21 protein-coding genes are annotated in these 20,685 nt (G+C 50.6%); 11 read left to right on the top strand and 10 right to left on the bottom strand.

Features of this window, described 5'->3' with window-relative positions; all coding sequences use genetic code 11:
- The first annotated feature begins 842 nt into the window (after nucleotides 1–842).
- Nucleotides 843–1,154, top strand: a complete 312-nt coding sequence (gene rbp / locus KK083_RS19725) for an RNA-binding regulator (RefSeq protein WP_254166677.1) — start codon at nucleotides 843–845, stop codon at nucleotides 1,152–1,154.
- 171 nt (nucleotides 1,155–1,325) lie between these two features.
- Here the strand turns inward: rbp and KK083_RS19720 are convergent, their stop codons facing one another.
- On the bottom strand, nucleotides 1,326–1,877 hold the full coding sequence (locus tag KK083_RS19720; protein ID WP_254166675.1) for a DUF2911 domain-containing protein: 552 nt from the start codon (nucleotides 1,875–1,877) through the stop codon (nucleotides 1,326–1,328).
- 207 nt (nucleotides 1,878–2,084) lie between these two features.
- Between KK083_RS19720 and KK083_RS19715 the strand changes: the two genes are divergently transcribed.
- Nucleotides 2,085–2,492, top strand: coding sequence for a response regulator (locus KK083_RS19715; RefSeq protein WP_254166673.1), 408 nt, complete (start codon nucleotides 2,085–2,087; stop codon nucleotides 2,490–2,492).
- A 208-nt stretch (nucleotides 2,493–2,700) separates the two neighbouring features.
- Here KK083_RS19715 and KK083_RS19710 read toward each other — a convergent pair whose 3' ends face one another.
- The gene (locus KK083_RS19710; protein WP_254166671.1) at nucleotides 2,701–2,916 is read right to left on the bottom strand and encodes a hypothetical protein; all 216 of its coding nucleotides are present in this window, start codon (nucleotides 2,914–2,916) and stop codon (nucleotides 2,701–2,703) included.
- Nucleotides 2,917–3,140: 224 nt separating this feature from the next.
- The gene (locus KK083_RS19705) at nucleotides 3,141–5,276 is read right to left on the bottom strand and encodes an FUSC family protein (RefSeq protein WP_254166669.1); all 2,136 of its coding nucleotides are present in this window, start codon (nucleotides 5,274–5,276) and stop codon (nucleotides 3,141–3,143) included.
- A gap of 130 nt (nucleotides 5,277–5,406) precedes the next feature.
- Here KK083_RS19705 and KK083_RS19700 point away from each other — a divergent pair, with 130 nt between their 5' ends.
- Together KK083_RS19700 and KK083_RS19695 are read left to right on the top strand one after the other, a co-directional pair.
- A complete protein-coding gene (locus KK083_RS19700) occupies nucleotides 5,407–6,444 on the top strand; it encodes an LLM class flavin-dependent oxidoreductase (RefSeq protein WP_254166667.1) in 1,038 nt (345 codons plus the stop codon).
- A gap of 81 nt (nucleotides 6,445–6,525) precedes the next feature.
- A complete protein-coding gene (locus KK083_RS19695) occupies nucleotides 6,526–7,872 on the top strand; it encodes an ATP-dependent DNA helicase (RefSeq protein WP_254166665.1) in 1,347 nt (448 codons plus the stop codon).
- Between the two features lie 148 nt (nucleotides 7,873–8,020).
- On the opposite strand, the gene KK083_RS19690 is transcribed toward KK083_RS19695, so the two are convergent.
- The 3 genes from KK083_RS19690 to KK083_RS19680 form a co-directional block, all read right to left on the bottom strand.
- The gene (locus KK083_RS19690; protein ID WP_254166663.1) at nucleotides 8,021–8,221 is read right to left on the bottom strand and encodes a hypothetical protein; all 201 of its coding nucleotides are present in this window, start codon (nucleotides 8,219–8,221) and stop codon (nucleotides 8,021–8,023) included.
- A 147-nt stretch (nucleotides 8,222–8,368) separates the two neighbouring features.
- Complete coding sequence (locus tag KK083_RS19685) at nucleotides 8,369–8,968, bottom strand: DUF3575 domain-containing protein (RefSeq protein ID WP_254166661.1); 600 nt, start codon at nucleotides 8,966–8,968, stop codon at nucleotides 8,369–8,371.
- A 63-nt stretch (nucleotides 8,969–9,031) separates the two neighbouring features.
- Nucleotides 9,032–9,400, bottom strand: coding sequence for a winged helix-turn-helix transcriptional regulator (locus tag KK083_RS19680; RefSeq protein WP_254166659.1), 369 nt, complete (start codon nucleotides 9,398–9,400; stop codon nucleotides 9,032–9,034).
- 103 nt (nucleotides 9,401–9,503) lie between these two features.
- Here KK083_RS19680 and KK083_RS19675 point away from each other — a divergent pair, with 103 nt between their 5' ends.
- Both KK083_RS19675 and KK083_RS19670 read left to right on the top strand, forming a co-directional pair.
- Nucleotides 9,504–9,908 carry a DoxX family protein gene (locus KK083_RS19675; protein ID WP_254166657.1) on the top strand — a complete coding sequence of 135 codons (405 nt, stop codon included), beginning with the start codon at nucleotides 9,504–9,506 and terminating at the stop codon, nucleotides 9,906–9,908.
- A gap of 108 nt (nucleotides 9,909–10,016) precedes the next feature.
- The gene (locus KK083_RS19670) at nucleotides 10,017–10,268 is read left to right on the top strand and encodes a hypothetical protein (protein ID WP_254166655.1); all 252 of its coding nucleotides are present in this window, start codon (nucleotides 10,017–10,019) and stop codon (nucleotides 10,266–10,268) included.
- Nucleotides 10,269–10,397: 129 nt separating this feature from the next.
- Here KK083_RS19670 and KK083_RS19665 read toward each other — a convergent pair whose 3' ends face one another.
- Together KK083_RS19665 and KK083_RS19660 are read right to left on the bottom strand one after the other, a co-directional pair.
- Complete coding sequence (locus KK083_RS19665; protein WP_254166653.1) at nucleotides 10,398–10,721, bottom strand: RNA polymerase sigma factor; 324 nt, start codon at nucleotides 10,719–10,721, stop codon at nucleotides 10,398–10,400.
- An 81-nt stretch (nucleotides 10,722–10,802) separates the two neighbouring features.
- A complete protein-coding gene (locus KK083_RS19660) occupies nucleotides 10,803–11,069 on the bottom strand; it encodes a hypothetical protein (protein ID WP_254166651.1) in 267 nt (88 codons plus the stop codon).
- A 128-nt stretch (nucleotides 11,070–11,197) separates the two neighbouring features.
- Here KK083_RS19660 and KK083_RS19655 point away from each other — a divergent pair, with 128 nt between their 5' ends.
- The 5 genes from KK083_RS19655 (at nucleotide 11,198) to KK083_RS19635 (ending at nucleotide 14,261) form a co-directional block, all read left to right on the top strand.
- The gene (locus KK083_RS19655) at nucleotides 11,198–11,446 is read left to right on the top strand and encodes a helix-turn-helix domain-containing protein (RefSeq protein WP_254166649.1); all 249 of its coding nucleotides are present in this window, start codon (nucleotides 11,198–11,200) and stop codon (nucleotides 11,444–11,446) included.
- Nucleotides 11,447–11,449: 3 nt separating this feature from the next.
- Entirely contained in the window at nucleotides 11,450–11,740 is a 291-nt protein-coding gene (locus KK083_RS19650; protein ID WP_254166647.1) for a helix-turn-helix domain-containing protein, read from the top strand.
- Nucleotides 11,741–11,948: 208 nt separating this feature from the next.
- Nucleotides 11,949–12,395: a MarR family winged helix-turn-helix transcriptional regulator gene (locus KK083_RS19645; protein ID WP_254166638.1), complete on the top strand. Its 447-nt coding sequence runs from the start codon at nucleotides 11,949–11,951 to the stop codon at nucleotides 12,393–12,395.
- Nucleotides 12,392–12,913, top strand: a complete 522-nt coding sequence (locus tag KK083_RS19640) for a GNAT family N-acetyltransferase (RefSeq protein WP_254166636.1) — start codon at nucleotides 12,392–12,394, stop codon at nucleotides 12,911–12,913. The genes KK083_RS19645 and KK083_RS19640 overlap by 4 nt, the downstream gene beginning before the upstream one ends.
- A gap of 247 nt (nucleotides 12,914–13,160) precedes the next feature.
- Complete coding sequence (locus tag KK083_RS19635; RefSeq protein WP_254166628.1) at nucleotides 13,161–14,261, top strand: metallophosphoesterase; 1,101 nt, start codon at nucleotides 13,161–13,163, stop codon at nucleotides 14,259–14,261.
- A 16-nt stretch (nucleotides 14,262–14,277) separates the two neighbouring features.
- Here KK083_RS19635 and KK083_RS19630 read toward each other — a convergent pair whose 3' ends face one another.
- Together KK083_RS19630 and KK083_RS19625 are read right to left on the bottom strand one after the other, a co-directional pair.
- Entirely contained in the window at nucleotides 14,278–17,205 is a 2,928-nt protein-coding gene (locus KK083_RS19630) for a PD-(D/E)XK nuclease family protein (RefSeq protein WP_254166621.1), read from the bottom strand.
- A gap of 14 nt (nucleotides 17,206–17,219) precedes the next feature.
- Nucleotides 17,220–20,513 carry a UvrD-helicase domain-containing protein gene (locus KK083_RS19625; protein ID WP_254166613.1) on the bottom strand — a complete coding sequence of 1,098 codons (3,294 nt, stop codon included), beginning with the start codon at nucleotides 20,511–20,513 and terminating at the stop codon, nucleotides 17,220–17,222.
- Nucleotides 20,514–20,685: the final 172 nt, after the last annotated feature.

Raw genomic sequence — 20,685 nt, 5'->3', positions numbered from 1 at the left:
TAGTTGCTCCAACGTTGGCAGTTGTGGGCCTTGGTCTTTAGATACCCTCGAAGAATTTAATAAAATCTGCAAGTTTCTTTTTTTTATCAATCAGACTTTTATCCTCCACAATCAATTCATGCTTACGCTTGGTTTCTGATCTCACTGGCTAGTTTCTTTTTCCTTGTCTTCCTCAGTCGGCTTTCTCCGGTTGATGCGGATATTCAGAAATTCATACCATCGCCTTTGATTGTAGTAGATGTCAGGTAAAAAGCACTTGGCCGTTTGGCAGTCTTTTTCCCATAAAGTTTTACTGCCATGTTACTTTTCGTGTTGGGTTTATAACCCCGACCTCCCGAAAGCAAGTTATAGCATTGCTTTCGGAACAGTCGGGTTCATGAACTTTCAAGTAGCCTCAGTGATATTTTGTGGATAACAGGGGAGTAACAGAGACACCTACAAACTAATAAAACACAGAAACAGGTCGAGACACGGAAGCCTGTGAAATGTGGGAAATTTAGAAATTCTAGGTTTTTTTATAAACTTAGGCCAGATTTGCCCGATTTCGCATTAGGCATAGGCATTCCAGATACGGACACATCAATTGACTCATTGATGAGTCTTTGACCGAGGGTTCCCAATGCCTAATTTCCCAATGCCAATTGTGTGACCTAAATTATCGTGATCGCGGGGAACAAATGATCGGGCGCGGCAGTTCTATAAACAAATAATTTACGTAAAAGGGAAACATCAGGAATAATATTCCATCTTTGCGGCCCGATGGGTATTTCCGCTTCCGTCCTGTCCTTTTACATCTCGGCCCAGAATACCAGTACATTAACTTTTACCATTTTATTCAGAGAATGAACATCTATGTAGGAAATCTCAGCCGCCAGGCGGGTGAGAATGAAGTGCGCGCGCTTTTTGCAGAGTTCGGCGAAGTGAAATCAGTGAAGATCATTAAAGACAACGAATCCGGCGAGCCCAGGGGGTTTGCATTCGTGGAGATGCCTGACGGCGATGCCGGCAACCAGGCGATCCGGGAGCTGAACGCGAAAGAATTCCAGAACAGAAGATTAAAAGTAAACGAGGCAAAACCCAAAAGCACCGGTCCACGGGTTTATAACAGCTTCAGCAGCCCCTACGGCTACAAGAACCGGTTCGAAAAATATTAAAATAGTCCACGGTCCACAGTCGACGGTCCACGGACGGGCAGTGCTACCCTATCTATCGTACGTCGTAATCATACCTCGCACCTAAGCAGTGGGCAGTTAGCAAGGAACAGAAGGCAGAACGGTGACGCAACACCGCACGGCCGTGGACTGTGGACCATCGACCGTGGACTCTTATTGCACTTTCAGCGGCACCACAAAACGTACGTCTGACCACTCGAAGATCATGTTGATGCCGTCACCAGCAGGAGCCAGCGAGATGGTGTATTGTTCAACAGGTGCGCTGATCTTTTCAACAGGTACTTTTGTATGCAGCACATCCAGATCGTAATCGGGTTCCCTTGCCCCCCATCTGTCGGTTTCGCTGTTCAATGCCACCTCAAAGCTCTCGGGTCCGGGAATGGCGTACATGGTATAGGTGCCTGCCTTTACGGGTGAGCCATTGAACAGGATATCACGGTTGAAGGTCACTTCCGTTGCTTCATTGGCGCCAAGCCTCCAGTATTTGCCGTAGGGCTGAAGCGCATTCTGGTCCTCAGATCCGAAGATGACCCTTCCCCGCACGGAGGGCCTGCTGTATGAAACAGATACGGTTATTCCTCCGGATGTGAGCGTTTCATTTCCCGGAGGGCTCAGCGTGCGGTTGCGGTAGTTGAAGTAAAAAAAGGCCGCAGCCAGCAGCAGAACGATCGCAAGAATGCCGATCAATATTTTCCTTCCTTTCATGACGATTTTTAACTTTAGGTAGTTAAAGGTAAGAAAAAGAAGACACGTGGTATTCTTCCAGGCGTCGATTTAAGCGACTAATTATGGCCGGTTCGTGGGGCAAAAACTGCACACTATTTAGTCGATTAATTTTCTTTGTCATGGCCCTATATATTTTCTTTTTTTTGGAGATTTATGTTCCTTTAACCGAATTAACAGGAGGCAGCTATGAAAAAGAATATAATGTTGGTGGATGACGATAAGATCTTCAATTTCTTAAGCGAAAAAACGATCACTTCCCTGGGATTGGCGAACGAGATCCATTTTGCGTCAAACGGCGAACAGGCGCTCAAGATCCTCAAGCTTTACAAGGAAGGAAAAGTGCAGAAGCCTGACATCATTTTCCTGGACATAGACATGCCCGTGATGAACGGCTACGAATTCATCGAAGCCTTCGCCAGCCTCGATATTCCTGACAAGCACCTGATCACCATCGTGATCCTCACCTCATCGCTGGACCCCGGTGACCTGGCCAAAGCACGCGAGCTCGGCATCAAGTATTATTTCAACAAGCCGCTTTCAAAAGAAGAGATCAGGAAGCTGATAGGGATGGAGTTCTCGTATCCTATGAACTAAGAGTCGACATCGATTAATAAATATTCTTCTGTCGATTCTCAGTGTGGATAGTTGCCGGCTGGCCAGTTCGGGGGAGTTAGTTTCAAGTTTCAAGTTTCAAGTTGTACGCCCCAAAATGTGGGGCACTATAAATGATACACCTCACGAAACCGGCAACCGGTAACTGGCAACTTGCAACCTTAAACTTCTAACTTCTAACTTTAAACCACTACCGAACCTCCCACTCCCCTTTGTCATTCTTGGCGTACGACAGGCCGTTGCTCATAACATGCACTACGCGCCCTTTGTCGTCAGTGAAACTTTTTTGCTCATACACACGGATACCATTATTCTCACGGGTAAGAAAATGGATCAACGCAGGAACCGTCGGCTGAACCTCATTCAGCCATTGATCATCACCTTCTCTTACAAATGCTTGACTCATGTACGAAGTTAAGCTTTTCAGGTTTAAAAAACTTGAATGGTTACCGGATGCCAGTTACCGGGGGGAGTTGGTTTCAAGTTTGAAGTTTAAAGTTTAAAGTTGTGGAGCGTCCCATGACTCAACATTTGATCAGCAGGGACACGGTGATGATAGACCCCTCCCAAAACCGGCAACTGGCAACCGGCAACTTGAAACCTTAAACCTGTAACCTGTAACTTGAAACTTCAAACTTTAAACTTCAAACAGATCCTCCTCACATCGCGCGACAGCGTGTAGATCATGGACAGCTGGTTCAGGGTCTGGTGGGGCAGGCGTACCTGAGGCTCATTCGATGAGGCTATGCCGATGGATGCGTTGTGCAGATGATCTTCGGCGTGTTCCAGTTGCCATACCGTTGCTTGCTGCACCGCCTCTAAATCGGCAGGGTCTGCCTGAATGCGTACATTCCTGTCGGTTGACAACGCCGCGATGTGACTGGTGAGCAGGTGATTGGCGATCACAAACTGATGGAACGCTGCCGATTCACTGGTCTGCTGAGGTTCCGCCAGCGTATGCTGAAAAACTTCCGAGAGGTTGGTCAGTGCCACCACGGCATCTTTCCGGGCCGACTCATACACCGCAGTTTCTGTATTGCCCGCCTTGAGCGCCTCCCACGCCTTGATAAAATATGCCCGATTGGCCGCGAGCATCCGGGACATAGACGCCCGGATCTCGTTGCTTCCCCACGCCGGAAAAATGAACCGGGCGGCCAGTGCCGCGATCACCGAACCGATCACCGTATCCACGAGGCGCTCCATAATGAGGGTCTTGAACTCCAGCGGATCGAGAAAGTGGAACGTGATGATCACAAAGATGGTGAGGAACACCACGAAGGCAAAGTAGTTCACCCGCAGCAGGCTGTAGCCGATGAGCATGCACAAAACAAGCGTGACCAGCAGCACCGTGTTGTTGGAGACGAAGTAAAGGATCACTGACACCAGCACCACACCTGTGAACGTGCCCGACAAGCGCTGGATGTTCCTTCGCCGTGTAACCGAGTACACGGGCTTCATGATGGTGACGATGGTCAGCAGCACCCAGTAAGTATGTGAAAGCGAAAAGAGCACGGCAACACCATACGCAAAGAGCATGGCAATGGTGATCCGGAGGGCGTGCCTGAACGTGTTGGATTGCAGTGTAAGATTTTCCAGGAACAACCGCGTGCTCAACGGCTGCGATACTGCCACGTTGCTCACCTGCTGCGCCACATCGGGAGGCAATTCACTATCCGCCACCTCCAGCCGTGTATACAACACAAGCTTGTTCATACGGTTGGCGATGTTACGGATGTTGTCAAGCGTTTTTTCGAGCGCCTGCAAACCAGTGATCATTTCCGGGTCTGTCGCCTGCTCCTGGTGATGCCTGATCAGCTGCCCGAGCTTATCGATGCGCACATTGAGGTCAAGGTCTTTCTTCACAGCAACGCCGCGCTGAACAGAGATGCCGATATACTCCAGTCCGGCGGCAAGCTGCAGGATCAGGCCGTAAAAACCGGTGAGCAGGTTGGTTCTGCCGAGTGCCTTGTGAAGCAGTCCGTAGTCCTGGTAGGCGTACATCGTTTGCTCGAACAGGTCCAGCGAATCGAGGTAGATCATCATCATGCTCCGGCTCTTGGGGCTTGCGTCGGCCACGAACTTCCGCGTCTTGAAAAGCAGCTCCTGGATCTGGTCCTGGATGCTCTTGACAGCGCGCTGCTCATCCATCACCCGGTTATAACATTCAGGAAGGTCTGCGTTGTCTTTATAAAAAGATGCACGGGCACGTACGTAATCGGCGATGGCGATCAGGTTTTCTCCAAGGCCCTGCTCCACAAGACGGTAAGGCCTGAGCCTGTAGAGCAGCAGGCTGAGTACCATATACCATGTTCCTCCGGCAGCGATGAGCACGCTGTCGCGCAGCGAATTGTGTTCTGCGCGTATCGTCAGCAGGTTGAGCAGCATGATCACCAGTGCCAGTGAGCCCACCGCGCTCGCTCTTGAGCCGTAGATGCCTGTCATGGAAAGTAAAAATCCCGCTACCATGATCTGGGATACAAGCAGCACTTGGTGGTCGCGGGTGAAACCGGTGAGCATGACCACCACGGCGTTGAGCACGATGGCGGCCATCATCCCGTTGCGCCGGTGATGGATGGGGCCGGGTGTGTCGGTGAGACTTACAAACAGCGCGCCCCAGAGAAAAGGAATGCCCTGTGAAAGATAATCCGTCTTCACCAGCACAAGCAGGGGCAGCATAACACCCGCCGTGATCCGTGCTCCGGAGTTCCAGTGCTGGCTGGTGGTGAATTTCTGAACCTCGCGCAGGTAATCTTTGCCTCCTGTCATGCCGGATAAAAATACGAGAGAATTGTTTTCCAACACGGAAAATAACGGCCTATCCATAAAAAAATCGAACCGTGTGGCACTTCCTGTCTCCAGGATTTGTTGAGTGAAGGTTTAGCGCCCAACTTTTTTTATGAAACTCAGACTTAGCGTTCTGGATCAGACCCCCATTCGCAGGGGAAGCAATGCCGTGGAGGCCTTGCAGGAATCGATTCAACTGGTAAAAATAGCCGAAGAGCTCGGATACAAACGATACTGGCTCTCGGAACATCACAACATTGCAACCCTGGCGGGAGCCGCACCCGAAGTACTGCTGGCCCGGCTTGGCAGCGAGACCCGCCACATCCGCCTCGGTTCAGGTGGCATCATGCTGCCCAACCACAGCGCGCTCAAGGTTGCAGAGAACTTCCGTTTGCTGGAGGCGCTTTTCCCCGGGCGTATCGACCTGGGTGTTGGCCGCGCTCCCGGTGGCGACAGGCTTACCGCTTCACTGCTCAACCCTTCCAACACCTTCGACCCGAAAGAATACATGCAGCAGATCATGGCGCTCAAGGCGTATTTCTCAGATGATTCCACGCCCGGCACTGTGCATGAAAAAGTAAAAGCCATTCCGCGCATCAGCACCAAGCCCGCGCTGTGGATGCTAACTTCCAGCGGTGAGAGCGCCTACCTCGCAGCACGGTTCGGCATGGCCCTGTCATTTGCCACCTTCATCAACCCCACCGGAGGCCCCGAAGCCATCGATGCCTACCGGAAGCTGTTCACGCCTTCGGAAGAGCTTCAGCAACCTGAGGCCAGCGTCGGTATTTTTGTATTCTGCGGCGATACCGAAGAGAAAGCTGCGCGTATGCAGGCCGTGATGGACTACCGCCTCCTGAGCATCTCGAAAGGTAAAGTGGATGAAGCGCCCTCGTATGAGTCGGTGAAAGATTATGTGTACACACCGGAAGAATGGAGGCACGTGCTGTTCAACCGGAACAGGATGATCGTGGGGACGCCCGACGAAGTGAAAGAAAAATTATTCGCGCTGGCACAATCGTACGAGGTGGATGAAATTGTTGTGGCCACGTTTGCTGATACTTTTGAAGACCGCGTGAGATCATACGAGCTGCTAGCGGAGATCGCGCAGCTCGAAGCTTTGAGCTATGAGCCACGAGCTTCGAGGAGGTAGCCCTCTCGCAGCTTGCAGCTAAAAACTGGAAGCTTGACACGATCTGTTTTTTCCCTCGGTTTTTTTTAGCTATCGTTGTTCATGATTAAACCCGGGGAAGATCATCGAGACCGTGATTCCATCGTCGTTCCTCCGGGATTTCAACTGGACGAGGACCTGGCGGCTGCCTGGCACCTGATGGAGCATACACACGAAACGCTGTTCCTTACAGGCCGCGCCGGCACAGGTAAGTCGAGCCTCCTGAATTATTTCCGCAAGAACACGCTTAAAAAATACGTCGTATTAGCACCTACCGGACTCGCTGCCTTGCAGGTGGGTGGCAACACGATCCACTCGTTCTTCGGTTTCCCGTTACGCGCGTTGGTGAAGAACGATCCCGAGATCCGCGCTTGGGGAAAAGGTCACCCGCGGCTGAATATCGTGCACAAGATGGATGTGCTCATCATCGATGAAGTTTCCATGGTGCGCGCCGACCTGATGGATGCCATCGATCAATCGCTGCGGCTGAACATGCGTAACGATATTCCCTTCGGCGGCAAACAACTGGTCCTCATCGGCGACATATTTCAGCTTCCTCCGGTGGTCACAACCCGCGAGAACAGCATGTATGCCGAGGACGACCCGTACTACAATCCTTACTTTTTCAGCTCCGATGCGTTCAGGGCCTGTCATCCGAAGATCATCGAGCTCAAAAAGATCTACCGCCAGCACGACGAAGACTTTATTTACCTGCTCAACCGCGTACGCATGGGCATCGCCACACACGACGACCTCTGTGAGCTGAACAAACGTTATGACCCGGATGAGTCTTCAACCGGCGACTTCGCTGTTACACTTTCATCCGTCAACGCCATCGCAGACGCAGTGAACCTGAAAAAGCTGATGGAGCTTCCTCATGCATCGTTTACTTACAAGGCTGAAGTAGACGGCACCTTTCACGAGCACCTGTATCCCGCGCCGCCATTGTTGAAGCTCAAGGAGGGAGCGCAGGTGATGATGGTCCGGAACGATCCGCATGGCCGATGGGTGAATGGAAGCATCGGCAAAATCGTACAGCTGACAGACCGCGCCATCATGGTAAAGTTTGCCGATGGCTCATCGCACAAAGTGGAACCAACAATCTGGGATAACAAAACATACACCTGGGACAAATCTTCGAACAGCATCACGTTCGAGATCCAGGGCACGTACACACAATATCCCATCAAGCTCGCCTGGGCCATCACCATTCACAAAAGCCAGGGCCTCACCTTTGACAGGATCATTATCGACATGGGGAAAGGAGCCTTTGCGCACGGGCAACTCTACGTAGCCCTGAGCCGGTGCAAAACACTCGATGGCATTACACTGAAGACCATGCTCACCGCCAGAGACATGATCGTGGATGAAGCGGTGGAACATTTTGCGGGGAAAACAGGAATTGGATAGAGAGTCCACGGTCGACAGTCCACAGTCCACGGCAGAGCAAGCGTGACATTAAGGAATCGTACTTCGTATCCCGCTGGCTATCTAAAAGTAATAGGCAAAAATGCAACGCACACTCGGCTGTGGTCCGTCGACTGTGGACCGTGGACTCTTAAACTGCTTTGATCATCCGGAACGGGAACAAAAGAATGGCGCCGATCACTTTGAACACCAGTCCGATGGTGAGCCCAACGATCCGGAATGGGAGAAGGATCAGCCAGATGAGCGGGAACAGGAAGAGTGCCGCTAATGCCAGGGGCCAGCAGATCACAAACAACAGACACCAGAGAATAATTGTCAGGAACGTACGCATCGCAAATTGTTTTGATCAGGCTTTGCAAACTGCCGGCCAGTTTTTAAAACACATCATTTTAGATCAGATCCGGGTTCTTTCCGGGGGCGCTATTCATATGCGTACATACGGCTGTCCGGAGTTGTACATCGGCTCTTCTACTGAAGCCTAAAGCGTACTTTTGAAAGACGGGAACAGATAACCAAAAGAAAGCTCTATCCTATAAAAATGCTTTTCATCTTCGTGGAGATGTGAATAGGGAATTCTGGCACTTTTGAACGCATCGAAATTGCTCAGCGTGCCACCACCCAGTCCACCAAGAATTTCAATGGCGATGCGCCTCGCTTTGAATTTATAACCTGCATCGATACCGTAATTGAACACGTTGCCCTCGTTGGTGTCCTTGAATGTTCTGGAAAAGGGATCAGGATAATATTCTTCCTTAAAAGAAGCATAACGGAAAGCTACGCCCGTAAAAAAACCAAGTGGTGCGCCGCGCCGCTTATTGAACGGATACCATCTTACTTCGGGGATAATACCAAAGCCTGAGAGTCTGTAATCTGTAGAACCGTTGAGGGAAGTGGTGGCATAATCGCCTGCCTCAACACCCAGCTGCACAGAAAGGAATGAGCCCAGCTTTCTTTCATAGGCCAAAGAATACTGACCGCGCAACGGCCTGATCAGGTCTGTTTTAATGGCGTTGTTCTGAGCAGCGGAAATTGAAACTAAACCACAATACAAAAGAATGAGCACACCGATCTTGCGCATGGGAAGGACTTTCGTTAAAGATGCATCTAAAACCAGTCATTTGCAATGACATAGCAAGAACGATCAGGTTGCTGATCCTTTCACAGCCTCCTTATGGAACGCTCCCCATGTTGTCATCTGTTCGAGCATAACCTCCATGGACCTGCCGAGATCAGTAAGCTCATACTCCACACGCGGTGGCACCTCGGCATACACCACACGGCGAATGAGCTTGTCCGCTTCCAGCTCGCGCAGATGCAACGCCAGGATGCGGTCTGAGATCTCGGGGATCACTTTTTTAAAATGACTATACCTCACTTTATCATTCCTGATCAATGCCCACAAGATGCTGGGCTTCCATCTTCCACCGATCAGTGACAAGGTATAAGCCATACCACATTGGTCCAGGATGGCTTGTTCATTCAACGCGTTGGTAGAATTGTGTTTTCGCATGACTTACATTTTTGTTAGTGGCTAACAACACTTGCCCTATCTGTTTTGTAAAAGTATAGGCCCGTAGTTTTGGAACAAAAATTCAAAGTCAAATAATCACAACATGACCACAAATATTTTGCATGCCTTGAAGGCCACTACATTCGCCACCATACTGCATTGGAGTGCCTTTGCAGTGTTCACCTACATTTTCGGATATGCAGCCCTTTACAAGATCCTGAAAGTTCCGGGCATGATGAACGGCATGATGGCAATGGGCTTTAATGAATCCTGGACCATAGCCATCGGTGTTGCAGAAACTATCGGTGTGCTGGCGCTCCTTGCGGGAATATTCTTTCCAGCCCTTAAAAATGCAGCAGTGTTGTGGCTGATGCCTTTTGCCATCGGGGCTTTCACAGCACACATGTGCTACCAGCACGGGTTCGGCCATTATTGTAACTCGTTGTTGGTGTGTGTGCTTTCGGTTGTTATTCTGTTGACTGATAAACGCTTCAGTCTCAGCCTGTAACCCCAGTGCTGCGGGCACCGGTTCAAGCTCACCCCGTGAAAACAAAGGATTCCGAAAACCGCTGGCATGTTTTTTTACATACCCAGAGAGGAAGTAAATGGGTCAGCTATGAGTTATCTTTTGATCACGCAGAACGAGGCGAAAAAATTCAAATCCTTTCTTTCGGGCAAAGAGATCGAGGTGAGTGTAATCATGAGTCCCTCAGCCAACCTGTTCAGGAAAGGCGACGAGGTAGAGATCTTCTACGGAAACGATAACAGTGACACTTATAAGGCCAGGATCACACGCCAGCAGCGGGAATCGGGCAATACACAGAACAAGACCAAGCTCCAGGTGATGCTGGGACTGGTAAGACAGTAGATCCGGTTTGCTCACACCGCGCCGAAGCTTCCCACTAAGCTGATCCGCCTGGGCTCAGTATCCCGTCATCCTGGCCAACTTCCACCACATCCCTTTGATCCAGTAAATCCTATAATCTTATAATCCTGGCTATAAATCCTGACCCTGCAACTCATTCTCTTCAAAATACTTTCGTGCTATTTCGCGAAGTCCGGCCAAAGTCAGTTGTTTGGCCCTGTCGAAAATATAGGCCTTGAGATCTTTTATTTCCGCTGCATTGGCCCGCACACTCCTGAATACTTCCACAACCAAGTCAACGCAAAGGTCGCGCGACTTCAGCAAGCTCATGGCCGCGGAGAAACAAACATTCGCATACCTGTCAAACGTTTCACGAAAGGCCCGGTCATCGCCCTGTTGGATCAATCGAAGCAATTCGTCATCACTCCTGCCTGACTTGGTGTGCAGCATGTTCATTCTCTGAGGGAAGTTTGGTTGTTTACTCTTGGCGCCTGATTTCAAACGCACTTAACCAGCCTTAAATAAATGTGCCACAGCTTACGACCTGGAGACGGATACCTTTCGCTTTTTATTCCGGTTGATCGAATCGGAGACTGCATCCAGTAAAAGCTCCTTGCTCAGCGCCAGGTGCGAGAGCAGCTCATACACTGCCTTAAGGTCTTCTTTGAACCCTGGCTTACATTGGTCGATCTCGATCTTGCCGAGGATCCCAAGAATGCCTTTTTGATACTTCTGGACATCTTCTACCCCAGAGACCGGAATTACGATCTTTTTGGGGTTTTGGCTGTTGTCATACTCAATCATATTGGTGGGTTTTTATTCCGATTTTAAGAACAATTATACCTAAATTCAATCTAAATGCAATACTTTCGTTCATATTTTATGATCAGTCTTCCAAATTGTCTAACTTAATGTTCACAAAAACATTATAAATGACCAGAATAGGCGAGTTTCTTTCGCAAAAATCAGTTAACAGGGCCAGCGTATCGCGAAAAACAGGCATTGGCAAGACCAGGCTGAATGAGCTCTCTAATAATGAAACCACCAAGCTGAGGGCGGACGAGTTATACCTGATCGCCCTGGCCACCGGCACAAAACCTGCAGAACTTCTTGAATTCGTTTGTGGCCACCTGCAGCTTCAGGAGGACACAAAAGTGGATGGCCGGAGAAAAAACAAATAATACATGGCCGCCACAAAACTGACCGCGCTGGGAGGCCTGTTTGTAAAAAGGTCTGTCAATAAAGCAAGCATCTCACGCAGAACCGGCATCACCAAACAACGGCTGACCCGGCTGTCGAGAGAAACGAATATCAGGATCCTCGCAAGTGAAGTGTACCTGATAGCGATCACCATAGGCATGGACCCAGGTAAACTGCTGGACCTGCTATGCAAACACCTGAAAAGCCGCGTGAAGGCAGACACCAGGGCGGATGGCCGGAAAAACAAAAAGAAGAAAAGAAAGAAGAAAAGTTAGTTTAACCTTTCACTGATCTTGCCGCAAGGCAGGTTAAGGGTCCGTTGCAGCTACTGGAGGGAAACACAGCTGTGGCGGGCTCTTTTCTTTTTAAAGAATCATCCGCACACAAGAATGAATTCCATTTACACAGGAGCTGCTCCATCGCTATTTTCCTTGCGCGGGTCATTTAGTTGACTTTGTCAACCATTTGGGATATCTTGGGCTTATGGATCACGATCAGATCAGGGCCGTACGCGAATTCAGCAGGTTTTATACGAACATCATCGGACTGCTGAACCAACATCTGCCGGAAAGTCCTTTTACACTTCCGGAAGCACGGATCCTGTATGAGTTGAACCAGCATCAGCCCTGCACCGCCAGCCATCTGTTGGAGAGCCTGAGCATGGACCGCGGATACCTGAGCCGGATCGTGGCCCAGTTCGAAAAGAAAAAGATCATCGCGCGCAAAAGATCGAAGGAAGACGGACGCGCCTATTTTCTCTCGCTTACGGCAACCGGCAAAAAAATGTTCGCCAGACTGGATGCCGCAACGCACAGGCAGGTGGAGACGCTGCTGAAACCGATGACGGAGGCACAACGCAAAAAATTGCTGCATCACATGGGCGAGATCAGAACCCTGTTTATACAACATCAAGCCGATAACGGAAAATGAGCGCAAAACTTTCACTGGAAGACATCACCATCCGCACCGAGCTCCGGCCTGGAGACATTGGATACATTACTTACCTGCATGGCTCTTTGTACAGCCGCGAATATAATTACGGACTCTCCTTCGAAGCGTACGTAGCCAAAGGAATGCTCGAGTTCTATGAACAGTATAACCCCGCCACCAACCGGGTATGGGTTTGCGAGCACCAATCGAAAATGATCGGCTTCCTGCTGCTGATGAACCGCGGCACCGCTGCACAGCTGCGCTATTTTCTCATCCTGCCCGAATATCGCGGCATCGGCCTCGGCAAAAAGCTCATGGACCTGTATATGGACTTTCTCCGCCAGTGCCAATATCAGTTGAGCTACCTCTGGACCACCCATGAACTCTACACTGCCGCCCACCTTTACCAGAAATATGGCTTTCATCCCGCCGAAGAAGTAGAGTCGTCAGCCTTTGGAAAAACGTTGAAGGAGAAGAAATACATACTCTCTTTAGAAGTAGCAAGGAGTAAGAATTAAGGAGTAAGAATAAAAGCCAGGAGTTCCTCCGTCGCTACATCGCGCTAATGCCATCGCAAGCTATGGCGGGCAAGGGAAGTGTGAGTAAAAACACAATCTGTATATTTGAAACCAGGTTGTGAACCAAACAGCTACAAACCATACCTGCGCTAAAGCTTCGGCATGCAAAGCCGGTAAATGGTAACCGGCAATGAACTTTAAACTTTTAACTTTAAATTTTAAACTTCAAACTCCAAACTTCCCTCCCGTGCGTCGACTGGCAAGACTGCTGCTGCTGAATCCGATTCTCTGGTTAACGAGAACATTCTCCTCTGATCCTGACCGTGAGCGCATATTTGAAGCGTTGACGAAGCTCAGGAACAAGATCGAAAGTCCCGAAGGTAAAAAAGGCTTCGTGATCCCGTTTGAGCCCAGTGTGCATCGCTACATCATTTTTTCTGATCAGCACAAGGGCAGAAAGAACGGTGCCGATGATTTTATGACCGCTGAAGACAACTACCTTGCTGCGCTGGAGTTTTACAACCGGCAGGGTTTTCACTTCATCAGCCTGGGCGATTGTGAAGAGCTTTGGGAGAACACGCTGTTGCAGGTAAAAAAACACAACGAAGCGTCTTTTGCCGTGGAAAGAAAGTTCGCCGTACGTCACGCCTTCACCAAGATCTTTGGCAACCACGACCTCGACTGGGAGATCGATCCGCTTTCTCCTAAACACCTCGAAGATATCTATACCGTGAAAGTTGCCGCGCTGGAAGGCATCATGCTCCAGGCCACCGTTTCAGGGCAACCACTCAACATCCTGTGCACGCACGGACACCAGGGCGATCTGCAAAGTGATGGCAACTGGTTCAGCAAGTTCTTTGTTTCCAAGATCTGGGCGCCGCTGCAGGCTTACCTGCGCATCAACCCGAATACACCCGCCTATGACAAAGAGCTGAAGTCGCTCCACAACAGCATCATGTATGAATGGTCTTCGCTGCAAAACAATCTGCTTTTGATCACGGGGCATACCCATCAGCCCGTGTTCGAATCGCTTACCCGCATCGAACGTCTTTACCGTGAAAAAAAGAAGGCGCTGCACGATCAGAATCCACAATGGGCCGAATCGCTGGAAGATGAGATCCAGTGGCGAAGCAGCGAAAACGAAGTGTCACCCGATTACCTGAACATGAAGCCCACGTATTTTAATTCCGGTTGCTGCTGTTTTGCCGATGGCGACATCACCGGCATCGAGATCACTGATGGCAACATCCGACTCATCCGCTGGAAGAAGGTCAACAACATACCACAACGCCAGGTGCTGGAAGAAACGCCCCTGGAAGAGCTCGTAAAAAGGATGACATCTTTTTAAAAGATGTCATCCTTGATCAGCGATAGCAGATCTGTGTATAAGGGCAGGTTTTGCAGTTCTCGAGCTCGGTTGTCTGATCGAAAGGGATTGCCGGGTCGAACAGCTCCTCAAAAAGCAGACGAAGGCGCATTTCAAATTCGGGCAGAAACACTTCTGCATCTGTTACGGGATCTTTGCCCGCTTTAAGTCCAAACGAAAATCCGTCATCGAAGAGATTCATGCGGTTGATCAGTCCCGGGATCAGCTTCACATTGGCCGTATGCTCGGAAGGCTGCATCAGGAAATTCTTTTTATAAAGCAGCGCATAAAGCATCGTCTGAAAGGCAGCTTTGTTCCTATCTGACTCGCGTGAGAAAAGTGAGGCAACACTTTCGAAGTTCAGCTTATCCTTTCCCGTTTTGTAGTCGATCACCCGCAGCTGATCACCTTTGCGGTCTACACGGTCTATCTTACCACTCACCACGGCCGTGTGCGGCGGGTGTACGATCCGCAGCGAGAAGGTAAGCCCTTCCTGTTCCAGCGCCTCCATCGTAAACGGCGCGTAGGCCTTATCCATCTCCACAATGCGGTGCGCAAAACGTTTTACGATTTCTTTCACCACGAGCCGCTGCCCTTCATACTTCACTTTTTTTGCAGGATCCAGGCGATAGGCTTCAATGAACACTTCGTCGATCAGCGCATCGATCGCAGCTTCGTAATCATTGAAGTCGGCCACTTCGATCTGGCGGCTTTTCTTCCGTTCCCCGATCCGTTTGTAAAAACGTTCCATCACATCGTGAAGGAAATTTCCAAGCACCCGGGCATCAAGCTCTTCCTCTACTTCGTCTGCCTCTCTGATCTTGGCTACATGCCGGAAATAAAATTTAAGGCGGCACTCGATGTAGCTGTTCAGCGCCGACGGAGACATACCGCGGAAGTACGTGTTGCCCTCATTGAGCTTCATGAGGTTTTCCATCACCTGCTCGGTCTTACCGATCACGATGGGTTTGATGCCCTGAGGTTGTATGGGATTGTGAAGTACTTTCTTCTCTACCGGCAGCCCTGATTCAAAGAGCAGCTGCTGCAGGTAACGACTCATTTCACCCTGGCCGAGCACGTCGGTCTCTGAATTATAAAAGATGGAAATATTTTCGGCCCGCTGCAGCACCCTGTAGAAAAGGTACGAGTAAATGGCATCCTGGTGCTCAACGGTGGGAAGTCCGTATGCCTTGCGTATAGTGTAAGGGACATAAGACCCCTTGCCACCCATGGATGGAAACGCTCCTTCGTTCAGCGAGAGGATGAACACATTTTTAAAATCGAGGTTCCTTGTTTCCAGCACCCCCATCACCTGAAGGCCTTTCAGCGGCTCGCCGGCAAAAGGTATCTTGTGCGAGCGGATCAGCTGGCGAAAGAGTCGCAGAAAAGATTTCATTCCCGTAACGTCATTCTCAGGCGTTGCTTCAGCGTGAGCATCCTTTTCAAGAAATACTTCTTCCAGACGGTTGAAGAATTTCAGGAAATGAAAAGCGTATTCTTTGTCCAGGTCACCCAGCGCAGCCAGCGAACCCACCTCGATCACCACAGACTTAAGATAATTCACGAGTGACTTCATTACATTATCGGAAGGTGGGGTCAGCTCGCTCAGCTCACGAAAGATGAGCCTGTGCAGCGGCACTTCCGTGGCAAGATACCCTTTCGGGATATGCACCCAGTTATGCTTGAGGATCTCCTTGCGTTTGCCATTGGCAGAAGCGGCATCGGCAGCAACCACGTATGGATGCCCCATCAGCGCAAGCACCTGCCGATGATTGAAGTGATCGTCTTTGCGGCTGATCTGGAGATCCATGAGCAATTCGATAAAATTGAACATGGGCGTGCTGCTCAGGGGGAACCCCATGGTCACGTTCATTTTCTCTACGCTTGAAGCCAGGCCGTGCAATACAGGCAGCAACAGTTTTTCATCCGGCAGCACCACCAGCGTTTCTTCGGGTTTCATACCCTTGGCAAGCTGTTCTTTCAAAACCTGCGACATGAGCTTGGCCTGCCCCACTGGCTGGGCCGCGCCGAAGATGCTCACCCGCGGGGCTTCAGAGGACGACGCGCTCAGTAGTGAATGAGAAGGGATCTGTTGCGGAAAGGTGTTGCGCAGCACGGGATGTTGCTGATACTCCCGGAAAAATTTCCCTGCTTCCTGCGCCGCGTTGTTCACGTAATAGGCATCCATGTCCCAATGAACTTCTGCGCCACGCTCCACAAAAAAAGAAATGATCTTCTCCTCCGCTGTGGTCAGCGCATTGAAGCCCGCAAATTTTATGAATGCCGGGTTCCTGGGAAAGGTGGTGATCTTTCCTTCGGTTAAACGTTCGGCAATCCACCGGTGAAGCATGCCTTCATAGGCCATTCCCAGCTCCGCAAGCTTCTGCTTGAACGCCGTATAGACCTGGGGCAGCTGCCTCCACAGATACAGGAACTTCTTCTTGTTGGCCGACTGCGTTTCATCAAAATTCCCCCAGAAGCTTCTGAGAAACTCCTTTTGCTCGTCGGTGAGGTAATCAAAGGTTGAATCGAGCTCCTTCTGATGGCTCAGATCTTTAAAAAGCTGCACGGCGTTAACGTGATACTTGTCGATCTCGTCGAAATCGCGCAGCAGCATGTCGCCCCAGAAATAGAACTGCTCCACCCCACCCTGGCTGGTCTCAGCGGATGGAAGCACCGTGTTGTATACTTTGTAGAGCTGATAGATGAGTTCGAGCTTGTCGGGCACCTTCAAAGACGTGAAGCTGCCAACGAAGTCTTCTATGGTAAGCAGCGCTGGCGAAAAGTGTGGCCTGTTCAGCAGGTTGCTCAGGTGCTGCCGGAAATACAGGATAGCCCGGCGGTTGGGGAATACCATGGTAACCTCTTCCAGCGCGGGGTGCTGCTTATATACTTTCTCTGCCAGTTCCTGTAAGAATGTCTTCATCTTTATGCTGCCGCTTAAAACAGCGACATCTGATCTTTATCTTCAACTTTTTTAACCACCTTCTGTTTTCCGCCAGGCTTCACTTCAACCACTTCCTTGTCGCGCAGGTAAAGCAGGTAGCCGGTGACGTCCAGAAAATTCATCTGCCGCAATGTCTCGATGTAAGCCAGCACCTGCTTGTTGTCATCTTTCTTCTGGTCGCCGGTTTTGAAGTCGATGACGATCGCTTTTTTATCCTTCCAGATCAACCTGTCGAGTCTGCTTTCACCGCCACCGGGCAACAGGATTGGCACCTCCGTCTGCACTTTCCACTGACGCGTGAACCACTGCCCAACCTCGTTGATGGCAAGCAGGGCAATAAGCTCTTTATATAACGTGCTCTTTTCCGCAGCGGTGATCAACCCTTCGAGAATGATCTCATCGAGCCTGCTCTCGATCTCGTCGGCGTACTTCATGCGCGAAAGCACGGCATGCATGTGAATACCATAGGTGACCTTACCGCGCTGCTCCTCGTCCACACCATTAAAATAACTAGCACCCGACTGACGGATCACCAGCTTCTCGCGCCAGGGTGAAGAGAGGTAAGCCGAAAGACTGAGGTGGCCCGTTTCTTCATGCTGCTGGGCCACACCTGCCTTGTGCACGCCGGATTTATACATAGCTTCAGCTTCGTTCCATGCCGGCTGAAGCGTTTCACTGGCCCGGATGCTGTTGCACAACAGGGCGGCTACTGTATTTTTTGTGCTGCGGATGTCAGGGTGGGGTGCCGTGATGATCAGGCCGTACTCTGCACGGGTGAGCGCCACGTATAGCAGGTTCAGGTTGTCGAGATAACTGCGCGTGTGCTCTTCCTTATAATACGGCGCAAAAGAGGTCTGCTCCAGGATCTTCGAATAACGCACCGGCAGGTAGCCCGCGTTGGCGAACGGTTCCTGTTCTGACCGCACCCAAAGGTTCGGCGCCTGCCAGTTGTCATGGTCCATGCTCCAAGCACAGAAAGGAATGATCACATACTTGAACTGCAATCCTTTCGATTTATGAATGGTGAGGATCTGGGCAGCGTTCACATCGCCCGAGATCTGCACCGACTTTTTATGGCGATTATCTTCCCACCATTCCAGGAACGCGCCGAGGTCATTGCGCTCACGGTTATAAAAATCCAGCACAAGGTCCTGAAACGCCTGAAGGTAGACGAGCTCTCCCTGCTGGCTGCCGAGATCAAAAATGCCGATCAGCGATTCGGTGAGCTCGATCAGCGACAGCTTCTTCAACGCTGGCTTCCGTTCTGTAAAAGCTTCCGGCAAATTGTTCTCAAAGATGGCTTGATTAGCTACCGCAAATACCAGCGAGAGGTCGCGCTCCGGTTCATGAAGCCGCGAAAACTCGTAGCCAAGCTGCGCCCGGGCAATGGAATCTTCCGGATTCAGCAGGTACCGCATGGCACCCAGCAGCAAGTTCACCGAAGAAGCGCCATCGATCCGCAACGACTCGTTGGAGACCACATCATAGTGGCAGCCTGGTTTTGCCTTGCCCGAATTCTTGTGATGCAACAGGTGGGTTGCAATGCGCTGGCCTTCGTCGTTCTTGCGTACAAGTATAGCGATATCCTTGAGCGCTACACCATTTTGCTGAAGCTCTTCCAATGTGAGTGGCAGCTGATCGAGTGCCGCCGCATGCCACTTGGAGGCAACTGCTTCGGCATCGGGTTCTTCCTGAATGGAAAGTTGTTTTTCTTCTGGCGCCGGCTCGCGGATAAACGTTACCTGAACAAACCCCTCGTCCAGCCTGGATGTTTTTTGAACAACATCCGTATAGGCCTGTAGTGGTATCGATGCACCTGTCTCGGTAGCCACGATCTTTGACGCTGTGCCGAACACTGCGTTGTTGAAGCTCACAACTTGCTGGGCGCTTCTGAAATTCCTGTCGAGCGCCTTCACAGACACGCGCTGCTCACCTACGTGCGAGACGATCTCATGCTGCAGCAGGTTGAGGTCTCCTCCGCGCCAGCGATAAATGGCCTGTTTCACGTCGCCCACCACCAGGCCGGGATATCCCTGGTCAAGGCTGTTCATGATCAGTGGCTGAAAGTTCTTCCACTGCATGCCGGAAGTATCCTGAAATTCATCGATCAGGTAGTTCCGGTAAAAAGATCCCACCTTCTCATATATAAAAGGTGTATCGCTGTCGCGGATCACACCGTTCAAGAATTTCGGCGCATCGGCCAGCAGCATCACATTGTTCTCGTCCTTGTACTCTTTCAGCTTGCGTGCGATGTCGGCAATGAGCCCGAAAACGTAGAGATTCTTCAAGACCATCTCTGCGCTGAGGGCACTGGTGAAGTGTTCGTCGTACGCTGCGATGATCGAGAGCAGCCCGGGCACCAGTTTTTCTCCTGCCACACGCCTGATCACGGCGGCATGAGGTGATCTTTTGCCGGGCCAGTTTTCCGGTTCCGTGAAATAAGTGCGCAGGCGACCACTCGGAGGTTTGAACCGGCTTAGGTTCTTCTCGCCGGCATACTGGCTGAAGAACGTGATGATGCCGGAACCCTTTCCGTAGCTGAAATCCTCGGCGATCCATCCGTTGGCCTGAATGATCTCCAGCGCTTCCTGGGCAGGTTTTGAAACCTTACCGAGGAAAATATTTTTCTGCGCCCACAGCTGGTTCTTCAATCGCTTAAAGAATCCCGGCTGGGCGGTTGTGGTGTTCACGTCGTCTTCTATGGCCTTGAACTCTTCGCGAAAGATCTCACGGGCAAATTCGATCAGGCTGTAACGTACATCCCAGGCGCGCTCGTTCTCGAGGTTCTCTTTGGCGAACTCCACCACCCACTCGGTAAGCTCCCGGTTGTTGCCCAGCTCATCGATGAGGTTGTCGATCACCTCTTCCAGCACTGTATCGTGCTCAACTTCAAGCCGGTAGTCGCCTATGAGCCCCGATTCGCGGGTAAACGATCGGATCACCTTCTGGAAAAACGCATCGATGGTGCTGATGGAAAACTGGGCGTATTGATGGAGAATGGCAGCCTGTGCGGCCTGGCTGTATTGTTGAAAGGTCTGAGCGTCAAGGGAAAGCTCCGATTTCAGCTCTTCGGCCAGCTCGCTGGGCCTTGCCCGGGCAAAATCGTCCAGGTAGGCCAGGATCCGGTCTTTCATCTCCTGTGAGGCCTTGTTGGTAAAAGTTACCGCCAGTATATATTTATAGTAGTCAGCACGGTATTGCAGTGCCAGTTTAAGATATTCCTTGGCAAGGGTTCTGGTTTTGCCGCTTCCGGCGGAGCTTCGGTAAATGGAAAAAGTTCTGACCAACGTGCTTATCTGAAAATGGCAACAAGTTTAGCAACTATTCGTGACATGTGTTGTCAAGGTTTTTGTAAATAATGCCGGCCGTACCCAGCTGCCCGTTCACTAAACATGCTAAAGTGGTATACAGGTCTATTCGGGTTATTTGGATAAACCCAGGACCTCGGCACTAATTGCC

The organism is Chryseosolibacter histidinae (genome assembly GCF_018598225.1).
GTDB lineage: Bacteria > Bacteroidota > Bacteroidia > Cytophagales > Cyclobacteriaceae > Chryseosolibacter > Chryseosolibacter histidini.
This window is presented reverse-complemented; position numbering and strand designations above follow the sequence as displayed.